This window comes from Rhizobium sp. BK008, from assembly GCF_014197345.1.
GTDB classification, from domain to species: Bacteria; Pseudomonadota; Alphaproteobacteria; order Rhizobiales; family Rhizobiaceae; genus Rhizobium; species Rhizobium anhuiense.
Genome location: NZ_JACIFK010000003.1, coordinates 56179 through 71084, shown reverse-complemented (window position 1 = coordinate 71084; position 14906 = coordinate 56179). Strand labels below are relative to the sequence as shown.

Here is a 14906-nt window from a genome sequence, read left to right as displayed (position 1 = left end):
ACCGATGGCGCCGGGCACAGTCCGTCGCCCATCGCGGGGAACAAAAATGCTGAAATTCGTTCTAAACCGCCTGCTGATGGCATTGCCGACGATCGTCCTCGTTTCGGTGACTGTCTTCACCCTGATCCGCTTCATACCCGGCGATCCGGCGGCACTGATGCTGGGGGATATGGCTGAGCCGGATCAGATCGCGGCAATGCGCTCGGAACTCGGCCTCGACAAATCGCTGCCTGAGCAGTTCCTGATCTGGACCGCCAATGTCGTGCAGGGTGACTTCGGCCGCTCGATCGTCAATGACGAGGCGGTGCTGCCGCTCGTCGCTTCACGTTTTCTGGTCAGCGCCGAAGTCGTCGTCGTCGCCGTGCTTCTGGCAAGCCTCATCGCCGTGCCGGCCGGCGTCATCGCCGCCTGGCGGCAAAACAGTCTGACGGACCTTGCGCTGGTCGGCACGGCCACGATCCTGCTGTCGATCCCGACATTCTGGCTCGGCCTCCTGCTTCTGCTTTTCTTCGGCTTGAAACTCAGCTGGCTGCCGGTGCTCGGCTATGTCTCGATCGGCAGCAACCTCACCGGCGGCCTGCTCTATCTCGTGCTGCCGATCATGACTCTGGTCATTCACGAGATGGGTGTGTTGATCCGCATGGCACGCGCCTCGACGCTGGAAGTGCTGCGTCTCGACTATATCACCCACGCCCGGGCCAAGGGGCTTTCCGAAAGCGCCGTCCTCTGGCGGCACGCCTTCAAGAATGCCTTCGGCCCGACCTGGACAGTCATCGGTCTGATCCTCGGCAATCTGCTCGGCGGCATTGCCGTCATCGAGACGGTCTTCACCATTCCGGGACTCGGGCGACTGATGGTCGACAGTATTTTTGCCCGCGATTACCCGGTGATCCAGGGGTGTCTGCTGTTCGTCTCGCTTTCCTATGTGCTGGTCAATTTGGTCGTCGACCTGCTCTATCCCTTGTTCGATCCGCGGGTAGTCGCCGAATGAAAAACGTCACGTTCAACGGCTTCATCGGCAGCATTCTGATTGCCGCATTGCTCATCTCCGCTGCGATAGGCCTTTTCTGGACCCCCTATGATCCGATGAAGCTCGGCTTCACCGCGCGGCTGGCGGCGCCAAGCAGCGCCCACTGGCTCGGAACCGACGAATTCGGCCGCGACGTACTCAGCCGCCTGATCGTCGGCGCCCGGGCGAGCGTCTGGATCGGCACCTTGACGGTCACATTCGCGACGGTCTGCGGCACGCTGATCGGTCTCGTCAGCGGTTACGCCCGCGGTTGGATCGATGCAGTCATCATGGCCGTCAACAATGCGCTTCTCGCCTTTCCGGGCATTTTGCTGGCGCTCGGTTTGCTCGCCGTCTTCGGCGCCAACCAATATGGCATCATCTTCGCGCTGGGCATTGCCTATTCGCCCTCGATGGCCCGGGTTGTCCGGGGTGCCGTTCTGTCGCTGCGCGAGCGGGAGTTCATCGAGGCTTCCAAGGTGATGGGCAATGGCGAGCTCTACACCATGTTCCGCCATATCCTCCCCAATTGCATCGCCCCGATCACCGTGCTTGCGACCTCGATGTTCGGCTGGGCGATCCTTTCGGAAAGCGCGCTCAGCTTTCTCGGCCTCGGCGTGCCGCCACCGGCGCCCACCTGGGGCAACATGCTGGCCGCCGGCCGGCCATTCATCGAGCAGGCGGTCTGGCTGGGTCTCTTCCCGGGCCTGGCGATCGCCCTGACGCTCCTCGGCATCAATCTTCTGGGCGACGCTCTTCGAGACAAGCTTGATCCGCGGATGAGGGGACTGAAATGACCAAGGAAACGCTTTTGAATGTCCGCAACCTGTCGCTTCAGGTCGCCGGCACCGGTGTGCAGGTCGTCAAGAACGTGAGCTTCGACATCGCGCCAGGCGAGATCTTCGGCATCGTCGGGGAAAGCGGATCGGGCAAGACGCTGGCAACACGCGCCCTGATCTCGCTGCTGCCGGCGCCGATCAAGGTGATCGGCGGCTCCGTTGCCTATAAGGGACGCGACGTGCTTGCGATGAGCGCTGCGCAATTGCGCCAATTGCGCGGTGCGGAAATCGGTGTCGTCTTCCAGGAACCGATGACCTCGCTCAATCCCTCGATGACCGTCGGCCGCCAACTCGAAGAAGGGTTGCAGCTGCATACGAAATTTTCGCAGGAAGAGCGGCGCAGCCGGATCCTTGACGTGCTGAACCGGGTCGGGATCCGCGATCCCGCCGGGGCGCTCACTTCCTATCCGCATGAATTCTCGGGCGGCATGCGCCAGCGCATCATGCTGGCATCGGTCATGCTGCTGAAACCGGCGCTGTTGATCGCCGACGAGCCGACGACGGCGCTCGATGCCGTGATCCAGCGCGATGTCATGGAATTGATGGTGGAACTGACGCAGGCGGAAGGCACCGCCGTGCTGCTGATCAGTCACGACCTGCCGATGGTTGCCCGCTACACCAACCGCATCGTTGTCATGGAAAAGGGCGTGATCGTCGAAGAAGGACGCACCGCCGATCTGCTCGACGCACCACAGCGTGCCTATACGAAGAAACTGCTTTGCTCCCTGCCGTTCCGCGGAGAGACCCGGACGATCGACAAGACCAAGGCGCCGATGGTCTCGGCACGGGATATCGTCGTCGATTATCCGGGCCGGCGGTCGCTGATGAAGAAGGCAACGCCAAAGCGGGCGCTGCATGGCGTCAGCATCGATATCCACGAGGGCGAAGTCGTGGCACTGGTCGGCGGTTCGGGTTCCGGCAAGACCACGCTCGGCCGCACCATTGCCGGACTGGTCCGGGAGAGCGAAGGCGATATCCGGTTCAGGGGACGCAGCCGCGACGACAACTGGATGGACTATCGGCTGAATTGCCAGATGGTGTTCCAGGATCCTTATTCCTCGCTCGATCCGCGCATGACCATCGTCGCGCTTGTGGAAGAAGCGCTGCGGCTCGTTCCCGATCTCGACGCTGCGGCAAAGCGCAAGCGCGCCCTGGAGACGCTGGAGGAAGTCGGGCTTGGGGCCGACTACGCCGGGCGCTACCCGCATGAGCTTTCGGGCGGCCAGCGTCAGCGCGTGGCGATTGCCCGGGCCATTGCGCGCCGGCCGAAATTCCTGATCGCCGACGAACCGGTATCGGCCCTCGACGTGACGGTCAGGGCGCAGGTGCTCGAACTCCTGTCCGATCTGCAAAAACGCTACGGCTTTTCCTGCCTGTTCATCAGCCACGATCTCGGCGTGGTCGAACAGGTGGCCGATCGTGTCGTCGTCATGCAGGACGGCCGGATCATCGAGCAGGGCGACCGCGATACGGTTTTCGACAGCCCGAAGGAGGCCTACACACAACGGCTTCTCTCGGCCATCCCCGCTCTGGACCACAATGCTCAGGGCGGCGTGATCCTCAAATGGCGCCTGGAGAACTGACATGACGACGATGATTGAATCCGCAAAGCTTGCGGAGCGATTGAATGCGATCTGCGATGCCCAGCCTTTCGTGACACGCTTCATGGTGCGTGCGCTCGGCAGCGGAGAAACGATCGGCAGAGGCGCGGACGAGGAAACGCCCTCCGCCAGCACCCGAAAGACCTCGATCATGATGGCAGCCTTGAAGGCCGCGCATGAAGGCCGCCTGGATCTGGACGAACGGATTACCTACGAAAAGCGTTTCGCCGAGGAAGTGGCAAGCGGGATGTTCCGCTATCTCAGCCCCGGAATCGTCCTATCGCTGCGCGATGCCATCACCGGCATGATGGTGCTGAGCGACAATGTCTGCACCAAGATGGTCTTCGAAAGGCTGACGCTCGAAGAGGTCGACAATTATTGCAAGTCGATCGGCATGACAGGCACCAACCATCGCTTCCTCATCCCTCCCTTGGCGCTGTCGCCCGATCATTCCTTGAAGGCCGTCACCACGACGACGGCGCGGGATCAGGTCTATCTGCTGCAGACCATCCTGGATGCGCAGGATTCGCGGGACGCTGCGGACCGGCTCGGCTGCTCGCAGGCGCTGTGCGCTTACGCGCTTCAAACCCTGAAGAACCAGATCCTGCGCTATGCCATTCCTTCCCGGCTGCCGTTCGGGGTGCTCGTCGCCCACAAGGGCGGCACGGGAAAGCGCGGCCGCATGAATGCCGGCATCGTCTATCGCGACGGGACCCCCTTCTACATCATCGCCGCCTATACCGACGACGTGCCGCAGGAAATGCCGGACGGCACACCTGGCTATACGGTCGCGCTCGAAACCATCGGCAGGCTTTCACGCGCCTGCTGGGATGAACTCCGATCCTAACAATCCATAAAAGAGGGTAGAACAATGCATAAGCTTCTTCTCGCAGGCACCATGTTGATGGCGATGGCCGGCGTGGTCGATGCCCGCGATATCGTCGTGGCGCAAAGTTCCGATTTGCGCAGCGCCAATCCAGGCGTCAATCGCGACGGCAATACCGATGGCGTCATCCTGCATATTGTCGAAGGGCTCGTCGGCTATGCCAACAACGGCGAGGTCAAGCCGCTGCTGGCAAAGAGCTTCGAAGTCTCGGCGGATGGGCTGAGCTACAGCTTCAAACTGCGTGACGACGTCAAATTCCACAACGGCAAGAAATTGACCGCCGATGACGTCGTGTGGAACTGGAACCGCTATCTCAAGCCCGAAACGAAATGGACCTGCCTTCCTGACTTCGACGGCAGCGGCAGCGTGCATGTTACCGGGGTCAAGGCAGTCGATACTTCGACCGTCACCATCACGCTGGAAAAGCCATCCGCGGTCTTTCTTGGCCTGATGTCGCGCCCCGAATGCGGTTACACCGGGATCATCTCCCCGGAATCGGTCGGTGCGGACGGAAGCTTCATCAAGCCGATCGGCACCGGTCCCTTCAAATGGGATGAATGGAAGAAGGGCGAATATATCCATCTCGCCAAGTTCGACGATTATGTCTCGCCCCAGAACGACGGCAAACCCGACGGCATGGTCGGCTCGAAACGCCCTCTCGTCGATGGCATCAAGTTCATGGTCATTCCCGACGCTTCGACCGTAAAGGCCGGCCTTCAGTCCGGCGTGCTCGATACCGCGGAGATTTCACCGGATCTCATTCCCGAATTCAAGACGAGCGACACGATGCAACTGATCGTGGCGCGCAACAACGGCAAAAACCTCTTCTACATCCAGACGCGCGACAAGGTTCTGAGCAATCCCGGCGTGCGCCGCGCGATGGCGATGGCACTCGATCTCGACCAGCTCGTCGAGGCAGCCTCCAATGGCACCGGCACCGCCAACGGTTCGATGGTTTCGCAAGACTCGCTCTATTTCGACGATGTCCAGAAGGAACGCCTGCCCTACGACATCGAGGCGGCAAAGAAGGAGCTTGCGGCCGCCGGCTACAAGAGCGAGCCGATTACCATCATCGCCAACAAGCGCAGCAACGTGCCAAGCTTCCCGGCCGCGGTGATGGCGCAGGCCATGATGCAGCAGGCAGGTCTCAACGTGCAGATCGAGGTGCTCGACTATGCGACGCAGGTCGATCGTCGCCGCTCCGGCAACTACCAGATCATCTCGCAATCGGTCGCGCCGCGGCTCGATCCGGCGCTGATGTACGGCTTCTATGTCGGCAACAAGGACAAGAACGCTTCCTTGATGTGGGATGACCCGAAGGCGGTCGAGTTGATGAAGGCGGCCTATGGGGAGCCCGACCAGACGAAGCGTCAGGCGATCTTCGACGAGTTTCACACGCTGATGCTCAAGGAAATGCCGGGCATCTTCCTCTATGACATGGTCGATGTCTGGGGCGCGACCAAGAAGCTGAAGGGCCAGCCCGTCTGGCAATCGAATGCCCGTCTTTGGGAAGTTTCGCTCGACAATTGAGCCTGAACGGCCGCGCCCGGTGGGTCGGGCGCCGCGATCCCGTTTCGACAGTGAACAGGAGAGCCGGCAGGCAGCCCTGCCGGGTCCGGTGAAACACATCCCTGTGGCGGCAGGACAGACAGCGAGGAAATGCCATGAATCTTGACGCGATCAGCTCCATTGCCGCGACGATCGAAAAGATGAAACCGGATTATATCACCCTCAGCGACGGTATCTGGGATTTCGCGGAGCTGAAGTTCGAGGAGCGGCGCTCGTCGCAATTGCTGGCCAGGGCACTCGAGGAAAACGGCTTTGCCGTGCGCCGCGGCGTCGCAGGCATGGAAACGGCCTTCATCGGCGAATCCGGCAGCGGCAAGCCGGTGATTGCTTTCCTCGGCGAATTCGATGCCCTGGCCGGAATGAGCCAGACCGCCGACGTGGCTGAGCCTCTTCCCCAGGCGGCGGGAGCAACCGGTCACGGCTGCGGGCATAATCTGCTTGGTGTCGGGTCGTTGATGGCGGCGGTTGCGCTTGCCCGTCACCTCAAGGAGAACAATCTGCCCGGGACGGTGCGCTATTACGGCTGCCCGGGAGAGGAGGGCGGTTCCGGCAAGACCTTCATGGTTCGCGCCGGCGCATTCGATGATGTCGATGCCGCCCTGACCTGGCATCCGGCTCCGTTCAACGGTGTTCGTTCGACGAACAATCTTGCCGTTCTCGAATATTACTATCGCTTCAGGGGTGTCGCGGCGCATGCCGCCAACAGCGCCCATCTCGGCCGTTCGGCGCTCGATGCAGTCGAACTCATGAATGTCGGCGTCAATTTCCTGCGGGAACACATGCCGCAGGATTGCCGCGTTCACTACGCGATCACCGACACCGGCGGCAGGGCGGCCAATGTCGTGCAGGCCAGCGCCGAGGTTCTCTATCTGATCAGGGCGCCCGACATGCCGCAGGCGCTTGAGCTTGCCGGGCGCGTCGAGAAAGTTGCACGAGGTGCGGCGACGATGACCGAAACCGAGGTCGAGATCGTGTTCGACACCGCCTCGACGAACCTTCTTCCCAACATCACGCTGGAAACGGCAATGCACGAGAACATGGTCGCGCTCGGGCCGATAGCCTTCGACGAGGCCGACATCGCCTTCGCCAGGAAAATCCAGGATACCTTCACTGAGGAAGCAATCAGGAGCAGCATCCGCCTCTATCAGATCAAGGGTGATGTGTTCTCCAATGCCAAGGTCGATGGCTCGACGCCCTTGCACACCGGTCTGCGCGATTTCGAAGGACAATCGCATTTCCGGGCCGGATCGACCGATGTCGGCGACGTCAGCTGGGTGACGCCGACCGCGCAATGCTGGGCGCCAGCCTGGGCGATCGGCACCAATCCCCATACCTGGCAGGTCGTCGCACAGGGAAAAAGCCCGGCCGCGCACAAGGCCATGGCACATGCGGCCAAGACGCTTGCGACAACGGGGCTCGCATTGATGTCGTCACCCGACCTCCTGGCAGCCGCGACGGACGAGTGGCGAGAAAAGACCAGCGGCAAAGCCTATACATGTCCGATCCCCGACAATGTGATGCCCGCAACGGTTCATGGCCGGTAGTTCCCGTCTCCGTCTGCTGTGACAACGACCTGCATCGCACCCGCTTGCAGGATCCCATGAAAAAGCACTAAGGGTATGGAAGTCGAAAGCGCGGAACTGAGGCATTCACCGCTTTCGAACCTCCAACACGTCGGAAAAGGCAAAGATGACAAGCTCCGAATGGCGGGTGGGAGTGCTGTTTTCCAGAAGCGGAATTAGCGAAATTACGGAAACCGAGCACTTTCTTGGCACCGCACTTGCGATCGAGGAAGTCAATGCGGCGGGGGGCGTGCTTGGCAAGCCCATCGTTCCGATCGCCTATGATCCGGGCGGGGACCAAACCGCCTATCGCAATCTGGCCCGGCGCCTGCTCGCCGATGACGACGTCAATATCATTTTCGGTGCCTCGATGTCGGCCAGCCGAAAGGCGGTGCTGCAGATCGTCGAACGGCACAACGGACTGCTGTTTTATCCGTCGATGTACGAAGGTTTCGAATATTCGGAGAATGTGGTCTATACCGGCGCCACCCTCAATCAGAACACCTTCGCGCTTGCGGAATACCTTCTGCGCCACCATGGACGCCGGATCTACTTCGTCGGCGCGGATTATATTTATCCGCGGGAATCCAATCGGGTCATGCGGGATGTGGTCGAGGCAAAGGGCGGTGAAGTCGTCAGCGAGCGATATCTTCCTCTTCATGCCGACGAACAGACCTTGCGTTCGGTGATTTCCGATATCGTCCGTCTCAAGCCCGATGCCATCTTCTCGACGATCATCGGCCGGCCGGCGCAGCGTTTCTACCGCATGTATGCCGAGGCCGGAATCGATCGGACGCGGGTTCCGATTGCCAGCCTGACCATGGCCGAGAGTGAGATTCGCGAGATCGGAGCCGACGCCTGCACCGGCCATATTCTTTCGGCGACCTATTTCCAGACGGTCGAGAACGAGGCGAACGAGCGCTTCGTGGGGGCATTCAAAGCCCGTTTCGGCCAGGACTTCACCACGAGCGTCTGGTCGCAGCCGGCCTATGCGCAGGTTCACCTTTTCGCCCGCGCACTTGCCCGGGCCGGCTCGCTCGAGACCCATCGTATTTCCGAAGAAATCCTTCTGGAAGATTATCTTGCTCCAGAGGGCCGGATCAACTTCGACGCCGATACCCGCCACCTCTGGTTGCATCCCCGCATCGGCGTGGCGCGCGCCGATGGGCTTTTCGACATTGCCTGGCAGGCGCCTGGCCCGATCCGGCCGGACCCGTATCTGACGGCGTCGAGGTTCGAAGACGTCTGGCTGGAGGCCTGAGATGGCGGGACCGAGCAGGATCGTTCAGGATCTGCGGCGCGCACGCGTTCTGGTTGTCCATCCGCGTGACGAGGACGGCAACGTGCTGATCGCTCACCTCAAGCGCCTTGGCTGCGAGGTCCGGGCCACCTGGCCGCTTCCGCCAGCCTTGCCTCCCGACGTGGACACCGTCTTCCTGCATGTCGAGGATGTGCATGTCGAGCACGCGCTTGAGATCATCGACCTCCAGCAGACGGCGATCATCGCCATCGTGACCTATGAGAGCCCGACAGCCCTCCAGGCGATCATCGATCTCAACGCCCACGGCGTTATCAGCAAACCGTTGCGGCCGCTCGGCATCCTGACGCAATTTGCGCTTGCACGCTATCGGCAGAGCTACGAAAAGCGGCTCGCCGGCAAGGTGCAGAAACTCGAGGAAACCTTGAAAAGTCGCCGGCTGGTCGAAAAAGCCGTTTCAGCGCTGCGGGCCATGAATGGTCTCGACGAGGCCGCGGCCTATAAGCTCTTGCGCGATCAGGCGACGTCAAAGCGCGTTCCGATGGCGACGATCGCCGAATCCATCATTGCCGCGCAAGACACCATGAAAAGCCTCGGACTTTCCATCGGCGCAAAAACTCAACCTTAAGTTGCCAGCACTTGCGTCGCTGAAAATGCCTGCTGACGCGGCTTGACGGTCACATTCTTTCGTGCAAGCCTAAAGACAACGAGCAGGTTTGCTCAGCGGCAGGGCTGCCGCATTCACATCATGGCTATGTAGCCTCTGGTTCACGGATTGAATTCCGTGCCAGAGGTTTTTTGCGTTTGGAGACAAGATTGAGTGTCAAGACCTCAACCGCACGGGCGGTAACCGTCGCAACCGTCCAGTTCGAACCGATCATCGGTGATCGCGCCGGTAATCTCGCGGCTATCGAGCGGCTGGCGAAGGCGGCGAAGACCCAAGGCGCGGAGATCGTCGTTCTGCCGGAACTGGCCGATAGCGGCTACACCTTCCGTGACGGCGAGGAGGTTGCCGCATTGGCCGGCCCGGTACCCGGCGGCCCGAGTGCCGAGACGCTCCGCCGCCTTGCCGAGGAGTTTGGCCTTTACATCGTCAGCGGCATTGCCGAGCAGGATGGCGACCGGTTTTACAACAGTGCTCTTCTTTGCGGCCCCGAGGGATATATCGGCAAATACCGCAAGCTCCATCTGTGGAACAACGAAAACCGTCTTTTCAGAAAAGGCGATCTCGGACTGCCGATATTCGACCTGCCTTTTGGCCGTATCGGCATTGCCATCTGCTACGATGGCTGGTTTCCGGAAACGTTTCGTCAGTTGGCCCTGGCCGGCGCCGAGCTGGTCTGCGTGCCCACCAACTGGGTCCCGATGGCCGGTGCCGAAGGCGTTCCCGAGCCGATGGCCAATATCCTCCATAAGGCGGCCGCCCACACCAATGGCCTTTACATCGCCTGCGCCGACCGGATCGGCATCGAGCGCGGCCAGTCCTTCATCGGCCGCAGCCTGATCGTCGGCCCGCAGGGTTGGCCGATCTCCGGTCCGGCCAGTGCCGATCGCGAGGAAATCCTCCTTGCGCAAATCGATCTGTCGAGCGTGACGGAAACCCGCACGCTCAACAGCTTCAATCATCTGCTCGGCGACCGCCGAGCCGATGTCTACGGGTAATGTCAATCCACTCAAGAAAGGGGAACAAAATGCAAATGAAAACCATAATCCTTACACTGGCATCTGCGGCATTCGCCACCGCAGCTTTCGCCGAGGATCCGATCAAGATCGGCGTGCCGGTCGGGCTTTCAGGCGCAAACAGCGTGGTTGCGCCGTCCGTCGTCCAAGCTGCGGAGCTCGCCGTCGAAGAAATCAATGCCAAAGGCGGCGTGCTCGGGCGGCCATTGGAGCTTGAGATCGCCGACGATGCATCAGGGGCGGCCGGCGCGCAAAAGGCCTTCGATTCCCTGGTTTTCCAGAAGGAGGTGAACGTCATCATCTCCATGGAGACGAGTGCTGCGCGCAATGCCGGCCTGCCGATCGTTTCCAAGGGTGAGGTGCCATACATCTACACGTCCTTCTACGAAGGCAAATCCTGCAACGCCAATCTTTTCGTCGATGCCTGGGTTCCAGAACAGCAGGTGCCGCCTGTCGTCGACAATTTCATCAGCAAACAGGGCGCAAAGAAGTTCTTCCTGATCGGTTCGGACTATGCCTTCGGACGCGGCATGCTGACCTTCGCCAAGGGCTATATCGAAAAAGCCGGTGCTCAGATCGTCGGCGAGGAATATCTGCCGATCGACGGCAGCGATTGGACGGCCATCATCTCCAAGGTCCGCTCCTCCGGCGCCGATGCGATCATCACCTCGACGGCCGGCGGCGCACCGAACGTGACCTTGACCAAGCAGTTGCGTTCGTCTGGCGTCACCCTGCCTTACGGCAATCTCGCGGTCGACGAAGGCACCGCCAAGAGCATGGGCGCGGATGCCAAGGACATCTTCCTTTCGGCCTCCTACGTCACCGGCATCGACAGCCCGGAAAACAAGGCTTTTCTCTCGGCCATGGACAAGAAGTTCGGCAAGGAACTGCGCACGCCGAACGATCTCTCCGTGCCGCAATATGAAGCGATCTACCTTTACAAGGCAGCCGTCGAAAAGGCCGGCAGCACGGATACGGCGGACGTGCTCAAAGCCCTTCCTGACGTCTCCTTCACCGGTCCGCGCGGCAAGATCTCCATGAACAAGCAGCACCACGCGCCGCTGACGATGTATCTTGGCCAGGTCAAGGACGACGGCAGCGTTGCAGTCGTCGATAGCTTCAAGGACGTCGATCCCGGCGATCAGTGCCCGAATCTCTGAAACCAGCGTGGCGGGGCAGGGCGCCCCGCCTCCAGCATCGGAGTTCTAGAAATGACGCTCTTTCTCGATATCGTCAGCACTGCGGCCATTCTCTTCATCGTTGCCGCCGGGCTGCTTGCGATCTTCGGCGTGCTGAAGATCATCAATTTCGCGCATGGCGCATGGCTGACCATCGGGGCTTACTGCGCTGTTGTCGTCAGCGGGTTCGGTCTCAATCCATGGCTTGCCATCCCCTTTGCGTTTCTGATCGGCGCGATCCTCGGCGGTGTTGCCGAACGGTTCATCGTACGGCCTCTCTATCGCCGCCCGCTCGACGCCATTCTTGCAACCTGGGGCCTTGGCATCGTCATCGGCCAGCTGATCACGCTGTGGTTTGGCCGCGACGTGCAGTTCACGCCGGCGCTGCTGCCGGGCACCTTCGATCTCTTTGGCACCGGCTACTCGGCCTACCGTCTTTTCGCCATTGTCGCCGCCATCTGTCTGGGTCTCGGCTTCACCTTGCTGCTCGATGGGACAAGGCTTGGTCTCTCCGCCCGGGCAGTCATCATGAACGAAACCCTGGCGCGCGGGCTCGGTATCGATACCGAAAAGGTGCGGCTCGCGACCTTCATGATCGGCACCGGCCTTGCGGCCCTTGCCGGCGTGCTGCTCGCGCCGCTGACCAGCGTCGATCCCAATATGGGCGTCGCCTGGCTGACAGGCGCCTTCATGCTGGTGATGGTCGCAGGCTCTTCTCTCACTGCGCTTGCTGCCGCCTGCCTCATCTTCGGGGCCGCCCAAGTGCTCGTCAGCACCTATTTCAGCCCAATCCTCGGCGGCATCACCGTGGCCGTCCTCTGCGCGATCACACTGCGCATACGTCCGAAGGGATTTGCCCGTGCCTAATAGACAAAAACTCCGGCTTGTCCTTCTTCTGACGCTGGCGCTCGCGGCTCTCCTGCTGATCGTCTTCGGACCGATGTTTCTCGGCCGCTTCAGCCTCAACGTGCTGACGCGTTCGATGATCTACGCCATGCTGGCGATTACCGTCGACTTGCTCTGGGGCTATACGGGTGTTCTCACCTTCGGGCAGGCGGCATTCTTTGGCGTGGGCGCCTATGCCACCGCCATGGTTCTCACCCATATCGGCGCAAGCCCGGCGCTTTTCGTCGTCGCCCTTGTCGCTGCCGTGCTCGTTCCGCTCGTGCTTGGCCTCGCCGTCGGCTGGCTGTCGTTCTATCACGGATCGACACCGCTCTATGCCACCGTGATCTCGCTCGTGGTGCCGATCGTCGTCACCCAACTCATCTTTTCCGGCGGCACCTGGACCGGTTCGTCGAGCGGCCTTGTTGGTTACGAAACCCTCCCGCTCGGGCTTCCTGGCTATTTTCGCCTGTCGGGCGCGTGCCTGCTGGTCTTGGCCGTTCTTGCCATCATCTTCGTCCGGTCGGACGCCGGCCGTCTGCTCGTTGCAATTCGCGACAACGAAGCCCGCATCGCCTATCTCGGCATGAACCCCGCTCGGCTGAAGATCGTCCTGACGGCCGTTCTGGCTGGCGTATGCGGCCTGGCCGGCTTCCTTTATGCCAACGCATCCGGTGTCGTCGCACCCGAGAATACCGGCTTCGTATTCGGAACCGAACTCGTCGTCTGGACGGCGCTCGGTGGCCGGGGAACGATCATCGGACCCTTGTTCGGCGCAATCGGCATCGATTATCTGAGCGCCAGCCTTTCGGGCGATCTGCCCTTCCTGTGGCAATTGATCATCGGTGCGCTCTTCGTCGCCATGATCATCCTTTTGCCGGGCGGCCTCGCTTCCCTGGTGACGCGATTCCTGCTGTCGACGAACTCCAGCAGCACTCTGACGTCCTTGCCGACGCGCATCGTCGCCGAGGACGGTCCGTTGGCAGGCAAAAGCCTTCTGTCGATCCGCGGTCTCGGCAAGTCCTATGGCAGCCTCTCCGTCCTCAAGGGCATCGACCTTGAAATCGGCGCCGGAGAACTCGTCAGCCTGGTCGGCCCCAATGGCGCCGGCAAGACCACGCTGATGCGTTGCCTGTCGGACGGTACCCAGCAGATCGAAGGTCAAGTGGATATCATCGGCACGAATATCGCCGGTCATGCACCGGAACGGATCGTCGCCCTCGGCGTCGGCCGCAAATTCCAGGTTGCCAGCATCTTCGACAGCATGACCATCGGCGAATGCCTCAAGATGGCGCGTTTCAGCCGCGAGACACCCAGTCCGATGCGATCGCTCGCCAAGATCATGCTGCCGGCCGCCGCAGCTGAGATCCTGACGCTCACCGGCATGGCCGACATGTTGGACAAGCCGGTCTTGCTGCTGTCGCATGGTCAAAGGCAGGCTCTCGAACTGGCGATGGTCGTCGCTCTAGAACCACGCATCATTCTTCTCGACGAACCGACGGCGGGTCTTACCAAGACCGAGCGCATGACCATCGGAGCCATCCTCAAGAAACTGACGGACGAGGTGGGTTTCGCCGCCATCCTGGTCGAACACGATCTGGATTTCGTGCGCGACATATCGAGTCGCATCGTGGTTCTCCACCAGGGCAAGCTCGTTCTCGACGGCACGGTGAATGACGTGGTCAATTCCGAAACGGTTCGCACCATCTACGCAGGAGGCGCCCATGGCTGACGCGTTCAAACTCAAACTCAGCGGCGTATCGAGCGGATATGGCGCGGTGGATGTCGTCAATGGCGTGTCGCTTGCCATCCGGCCCGGCGAAATCTTCGCCCTCATGGGCAAGAACGGCATGGGCAAAACGACGCTGCTGAAGACAATCCTTGGCTTCCTGCGCGTCGGCAAGGGCAAGATCGAGGTCGATGGCGCTGCCATCACCGACAGGAAGCCCGCCGAGTTGATCGCTTCCGGCATCGGCTACGCCCCTCAGGAATTGCCGTTGTTTCAGGACCTCTCCATCCGCGACAATCTGCGCCTCGCGCTCAAAGGCGATCGGGATCTGGCATCTGCCCTGGAGCGGGTCTACGCCTATTTCCCGTTCCTGAGGGATCGGCTGGCACAGAAAGCCGGCACGCTGTCGGGCGGGGAGCAGAAAATGCTGATCCTCGCGCGGGCGCTGATGCTGCGTCCGAAACTGCTGCTGATCGACGAAATCTCCGAAGGTCTGCAGCCCTCCGTTGTTCAGAACATCGCCAAGGCATTGAGGGACGACCGCGAAAAGCGCGGCACGACCATCCTGCTGGTCGAACAGAATCTGGATTTTGCCCTTTCGGTGGCGGACCGCTGGGCCATTCTCAAACTCGGGGCGATCGAAGACGAAAGCCTCAATGGTCCGGAGAGCCGCGCCCGTGTCCTGCAACATCTGAAGATCTAGGGGCCGG

13 protein-coding genes are annotated in these 14906 nt (G+C 61.1%); all 13 read left to right on the top strand.

Going from position 1 to position 14906, the window contains the following annotated elements:
- The first annotated feature begins 46 nt into the window (after positions 1-46).
- Positions 47-991 carry an ABC transporter permease gene (locus tag FHT69_RS15015; RefSeq protein ID WP_047615028.1) on the top strand — a complete coding sequence of 315 codons (945 nt, stop codon included), beginning with the start codon at positions 47-49 and terminating at the stop codon, positions 989-991.
- On the top strand, positions 988-1806 hold the full coding sequence (locus tag FHT69_RS15010; RefSeq protein WP_017992060.1) for an ABC transporter permease: 819 nt from the start codon (positions 988-990) through the stop codon (positions 1804-1806). Before FHT69_RS15015 ends, FHT69_RS15010 begins: the two co-directional genes overlap by 4 nt.
- The gene (locus tag FHT69_RS15005; protein WP_028756482.1) at positions 1803-3431 is read left to right on the top strand and encodes an ABC transporter ATP-binding protein; all 1629 of its coding nucleotides are present in this window, start codon (positions 1803-1805) and stop codon (positions 3429-3431) included. The genes FHT69_RS15010 and FHT69_RS15005 overlap by 4 nt, the downstream gene beginning before the upstream one ends.
- Position 3432: 1 nt before the next feature.
- A complete protein-coding gene (locus FHT69_RS15000) occupies positions 3433-4296 on the top strand; it encodes a serine hydrolase (RefSeq protein ID WP_028756481.1) in 864 nt (287 codons plus the stop codon).
- Positions 4297-4320: 24 nt separating this feature from the next.
- The gene (locus tag FHT69_RS14995) at positions 4321-5865 is read left to right on the top strand and encodes an ABC transporter substrate-binding protein (protein ID WP_028756480.1); all 1545 of its coding nucleotides are present in this window, start codon (positions 4321-4323) and stop codon (positions 5863-5865) included.
- 134 nt (positions 5866-5999) lie between these two features.
- Positions 6000-7448 (top strand): M20 family metallopeptidase, encoded by a 1449-nt coding sequence (locus tag FHT69_RS14990; RefSeq protein WP_028756479.1) that lies wholly within the window; start codon positions 6000-6002, stop codon positions 7446-7448.
- A 145-nt stretch (positions 7449-7593) separates the two neighbouring features.
- On the top strand, positions 7594-8727 hold the full coding sequence (locus FHT69_RS14985) for a transporter substrate-binding domain-containing protein (RefSeq protein ID WP_028756478.1): 1134 nt from the start codon (positions 7594-7596) through the stop codon (positions 8725-8727).
- A gap of 1 nt (position 8728) precedes the next feature.
- Positions 8729-9352, top strand: a complete 624-nt coding sequence (locus tag FHT69_RS14980) for an ANTAR domain-containing response regulator (RefSeq protein ID WP_028756477.1) — start codon at positions 8729-8731, stop codon at positions 9350-9352.
- Between the two features lie 188 nt (positions 9353-9540).
- Positions 9541-10386, top strand: coding sequence for a nitrilase family protein (locus FHT69_RS14975; protein ID WP_028756476.1), 846 nt, complete (start codon positions 9541-9543; stop codon positions 10384-10386).
- A gap of 29 nt (positions 10387-10415) precedes the next feature.
- The gene (locus tag FHT69_RS14970; RefSeq protein ID WP_028756475.1) at positions 10416-11564 is read left to right on the top strand and encodes a substrate-binding protein; all 1149 of its coding nucleotides are present in this window, start codon (positions 10416-10418) and stop codon (positions 11562-11564) included.
- A gap of 51 nt (positions 11565-11615) precedes the next feature.
- On the top strand, positions 11616-12449 hold the full coding sequence (locus FHT69_RS14965) for a branched-chain amino acid ABC transporter permease (protein WP_183902949.1): 834 nt from the start codon (positions 11616-11618) through the stop codon (positions 12447-12449).
- Entirely contained in the window at positions 12442-14199 is a 1758-nt protein-coding gene (locus FHT69_RS14960) for an ABC transporter permease subunit (protein ID WP_312865531.1), read from the top strand. Before FHT69_RS14965 ends, FHT69_RS14960 begins: the two co-directional genes overlap by 8 nt.
- Complete coding sequence (locus FHT69_RS14955) at positions 14192-14899, top strand: ABC transporter ATP-binding protein (RefSeq protein ID WP_097630923.1); 708 nt, start codon at positions 14192-14194, stop codon at positions 14897-14899. The genes FHT69_RS14960 and FHT69_RS14955 overlap by 8 nt, the downstream gene beginning before the upstream one ends.
- The last annotated feature ends 7 nt before the right edge of the window (positions 14900-14906 follow it).

Excerpts from the sequence above, each read along its gene's own strand:
- FHT69_RS15000 (WP_028756481.1), top strand. The coding sequence starts at position 3,433 with ATGACGACGATGATTGAATCCGCAAAGCTTGCGGAGCGATTGAATGCG.
- FHT69_RS15005 (WP_028756482.1), top strand. The coding sequence starts at position 1,803 with ATGACCAAGGAAACGCTTTTGAATGTCCGCAACCTGTCGCTTCAGGTC.
- FHT69_RS14980 (WP_028756477.1), top strand. The coding sequence starts at position 8,729 with ATGGCGGGACCGAGCAGGATCGTTCAGGATCTGCGGCGCGCACGCGTT.
- FHT69_RS14965 (WP_183902949.1), top strand. The coding sequence starts at position 11,616 with ATGACGCTCTTTCTCGATATCGTCAGCACTGCGGCCATTCTCTTCATC.
- FHT69_RS14990 (WP_028756479.1), top strand. The coding sequence starts at position 6,000 with ATGAATCTTGACGCGATCAGCTCCATTGCCGCGACGATCGAAAAGATG.
- FHT69_RS14985 (WP_028756478.1), top strand. The coding sequence starts at position 7,594 with ATGACAAGCTCCGAATGGCGGGTGGGAGTGCTGTTTTCCAGAAGCGGA.
- FHT69_RS14970 (WP_028756475.1), top strand. The coding sequence starts at position 10,416 with ATGCAAATGAAAACCATAATCCTTACACTGGCATCTGCGGCATTCGCC.
- FHT69_RS15010 (WP_017992060.1), top strand. The coding sequence starts at position 988 with ATGAAAAACGTCACGTTCAACGGCTTCATCGGCAGCATTCTGATTGCC.
- FHT69_RS14955 (WP_097630923.1), top strand. The coding sequence starts at position 14,192 with ATGGCTGACGCGTTCAAACTCAAACTCAGCGGCGTATCGAGCGGATAT.
- FHT69_RS14995 (WP_028756480.1), top strand. The coding sequence starts at position 4,321 with ATGCATAAGCTTCTTCTCGCAGGCACCATGTTGATGGCGATGGCCGGC.
- FHT69_RS15015 (WP_047615028.1), top strand. The coding sequence starts at position 47 with ATGCTGAAATTCGTTCTAAACCGCCTGCTGATGGCATTGCCGACGATC.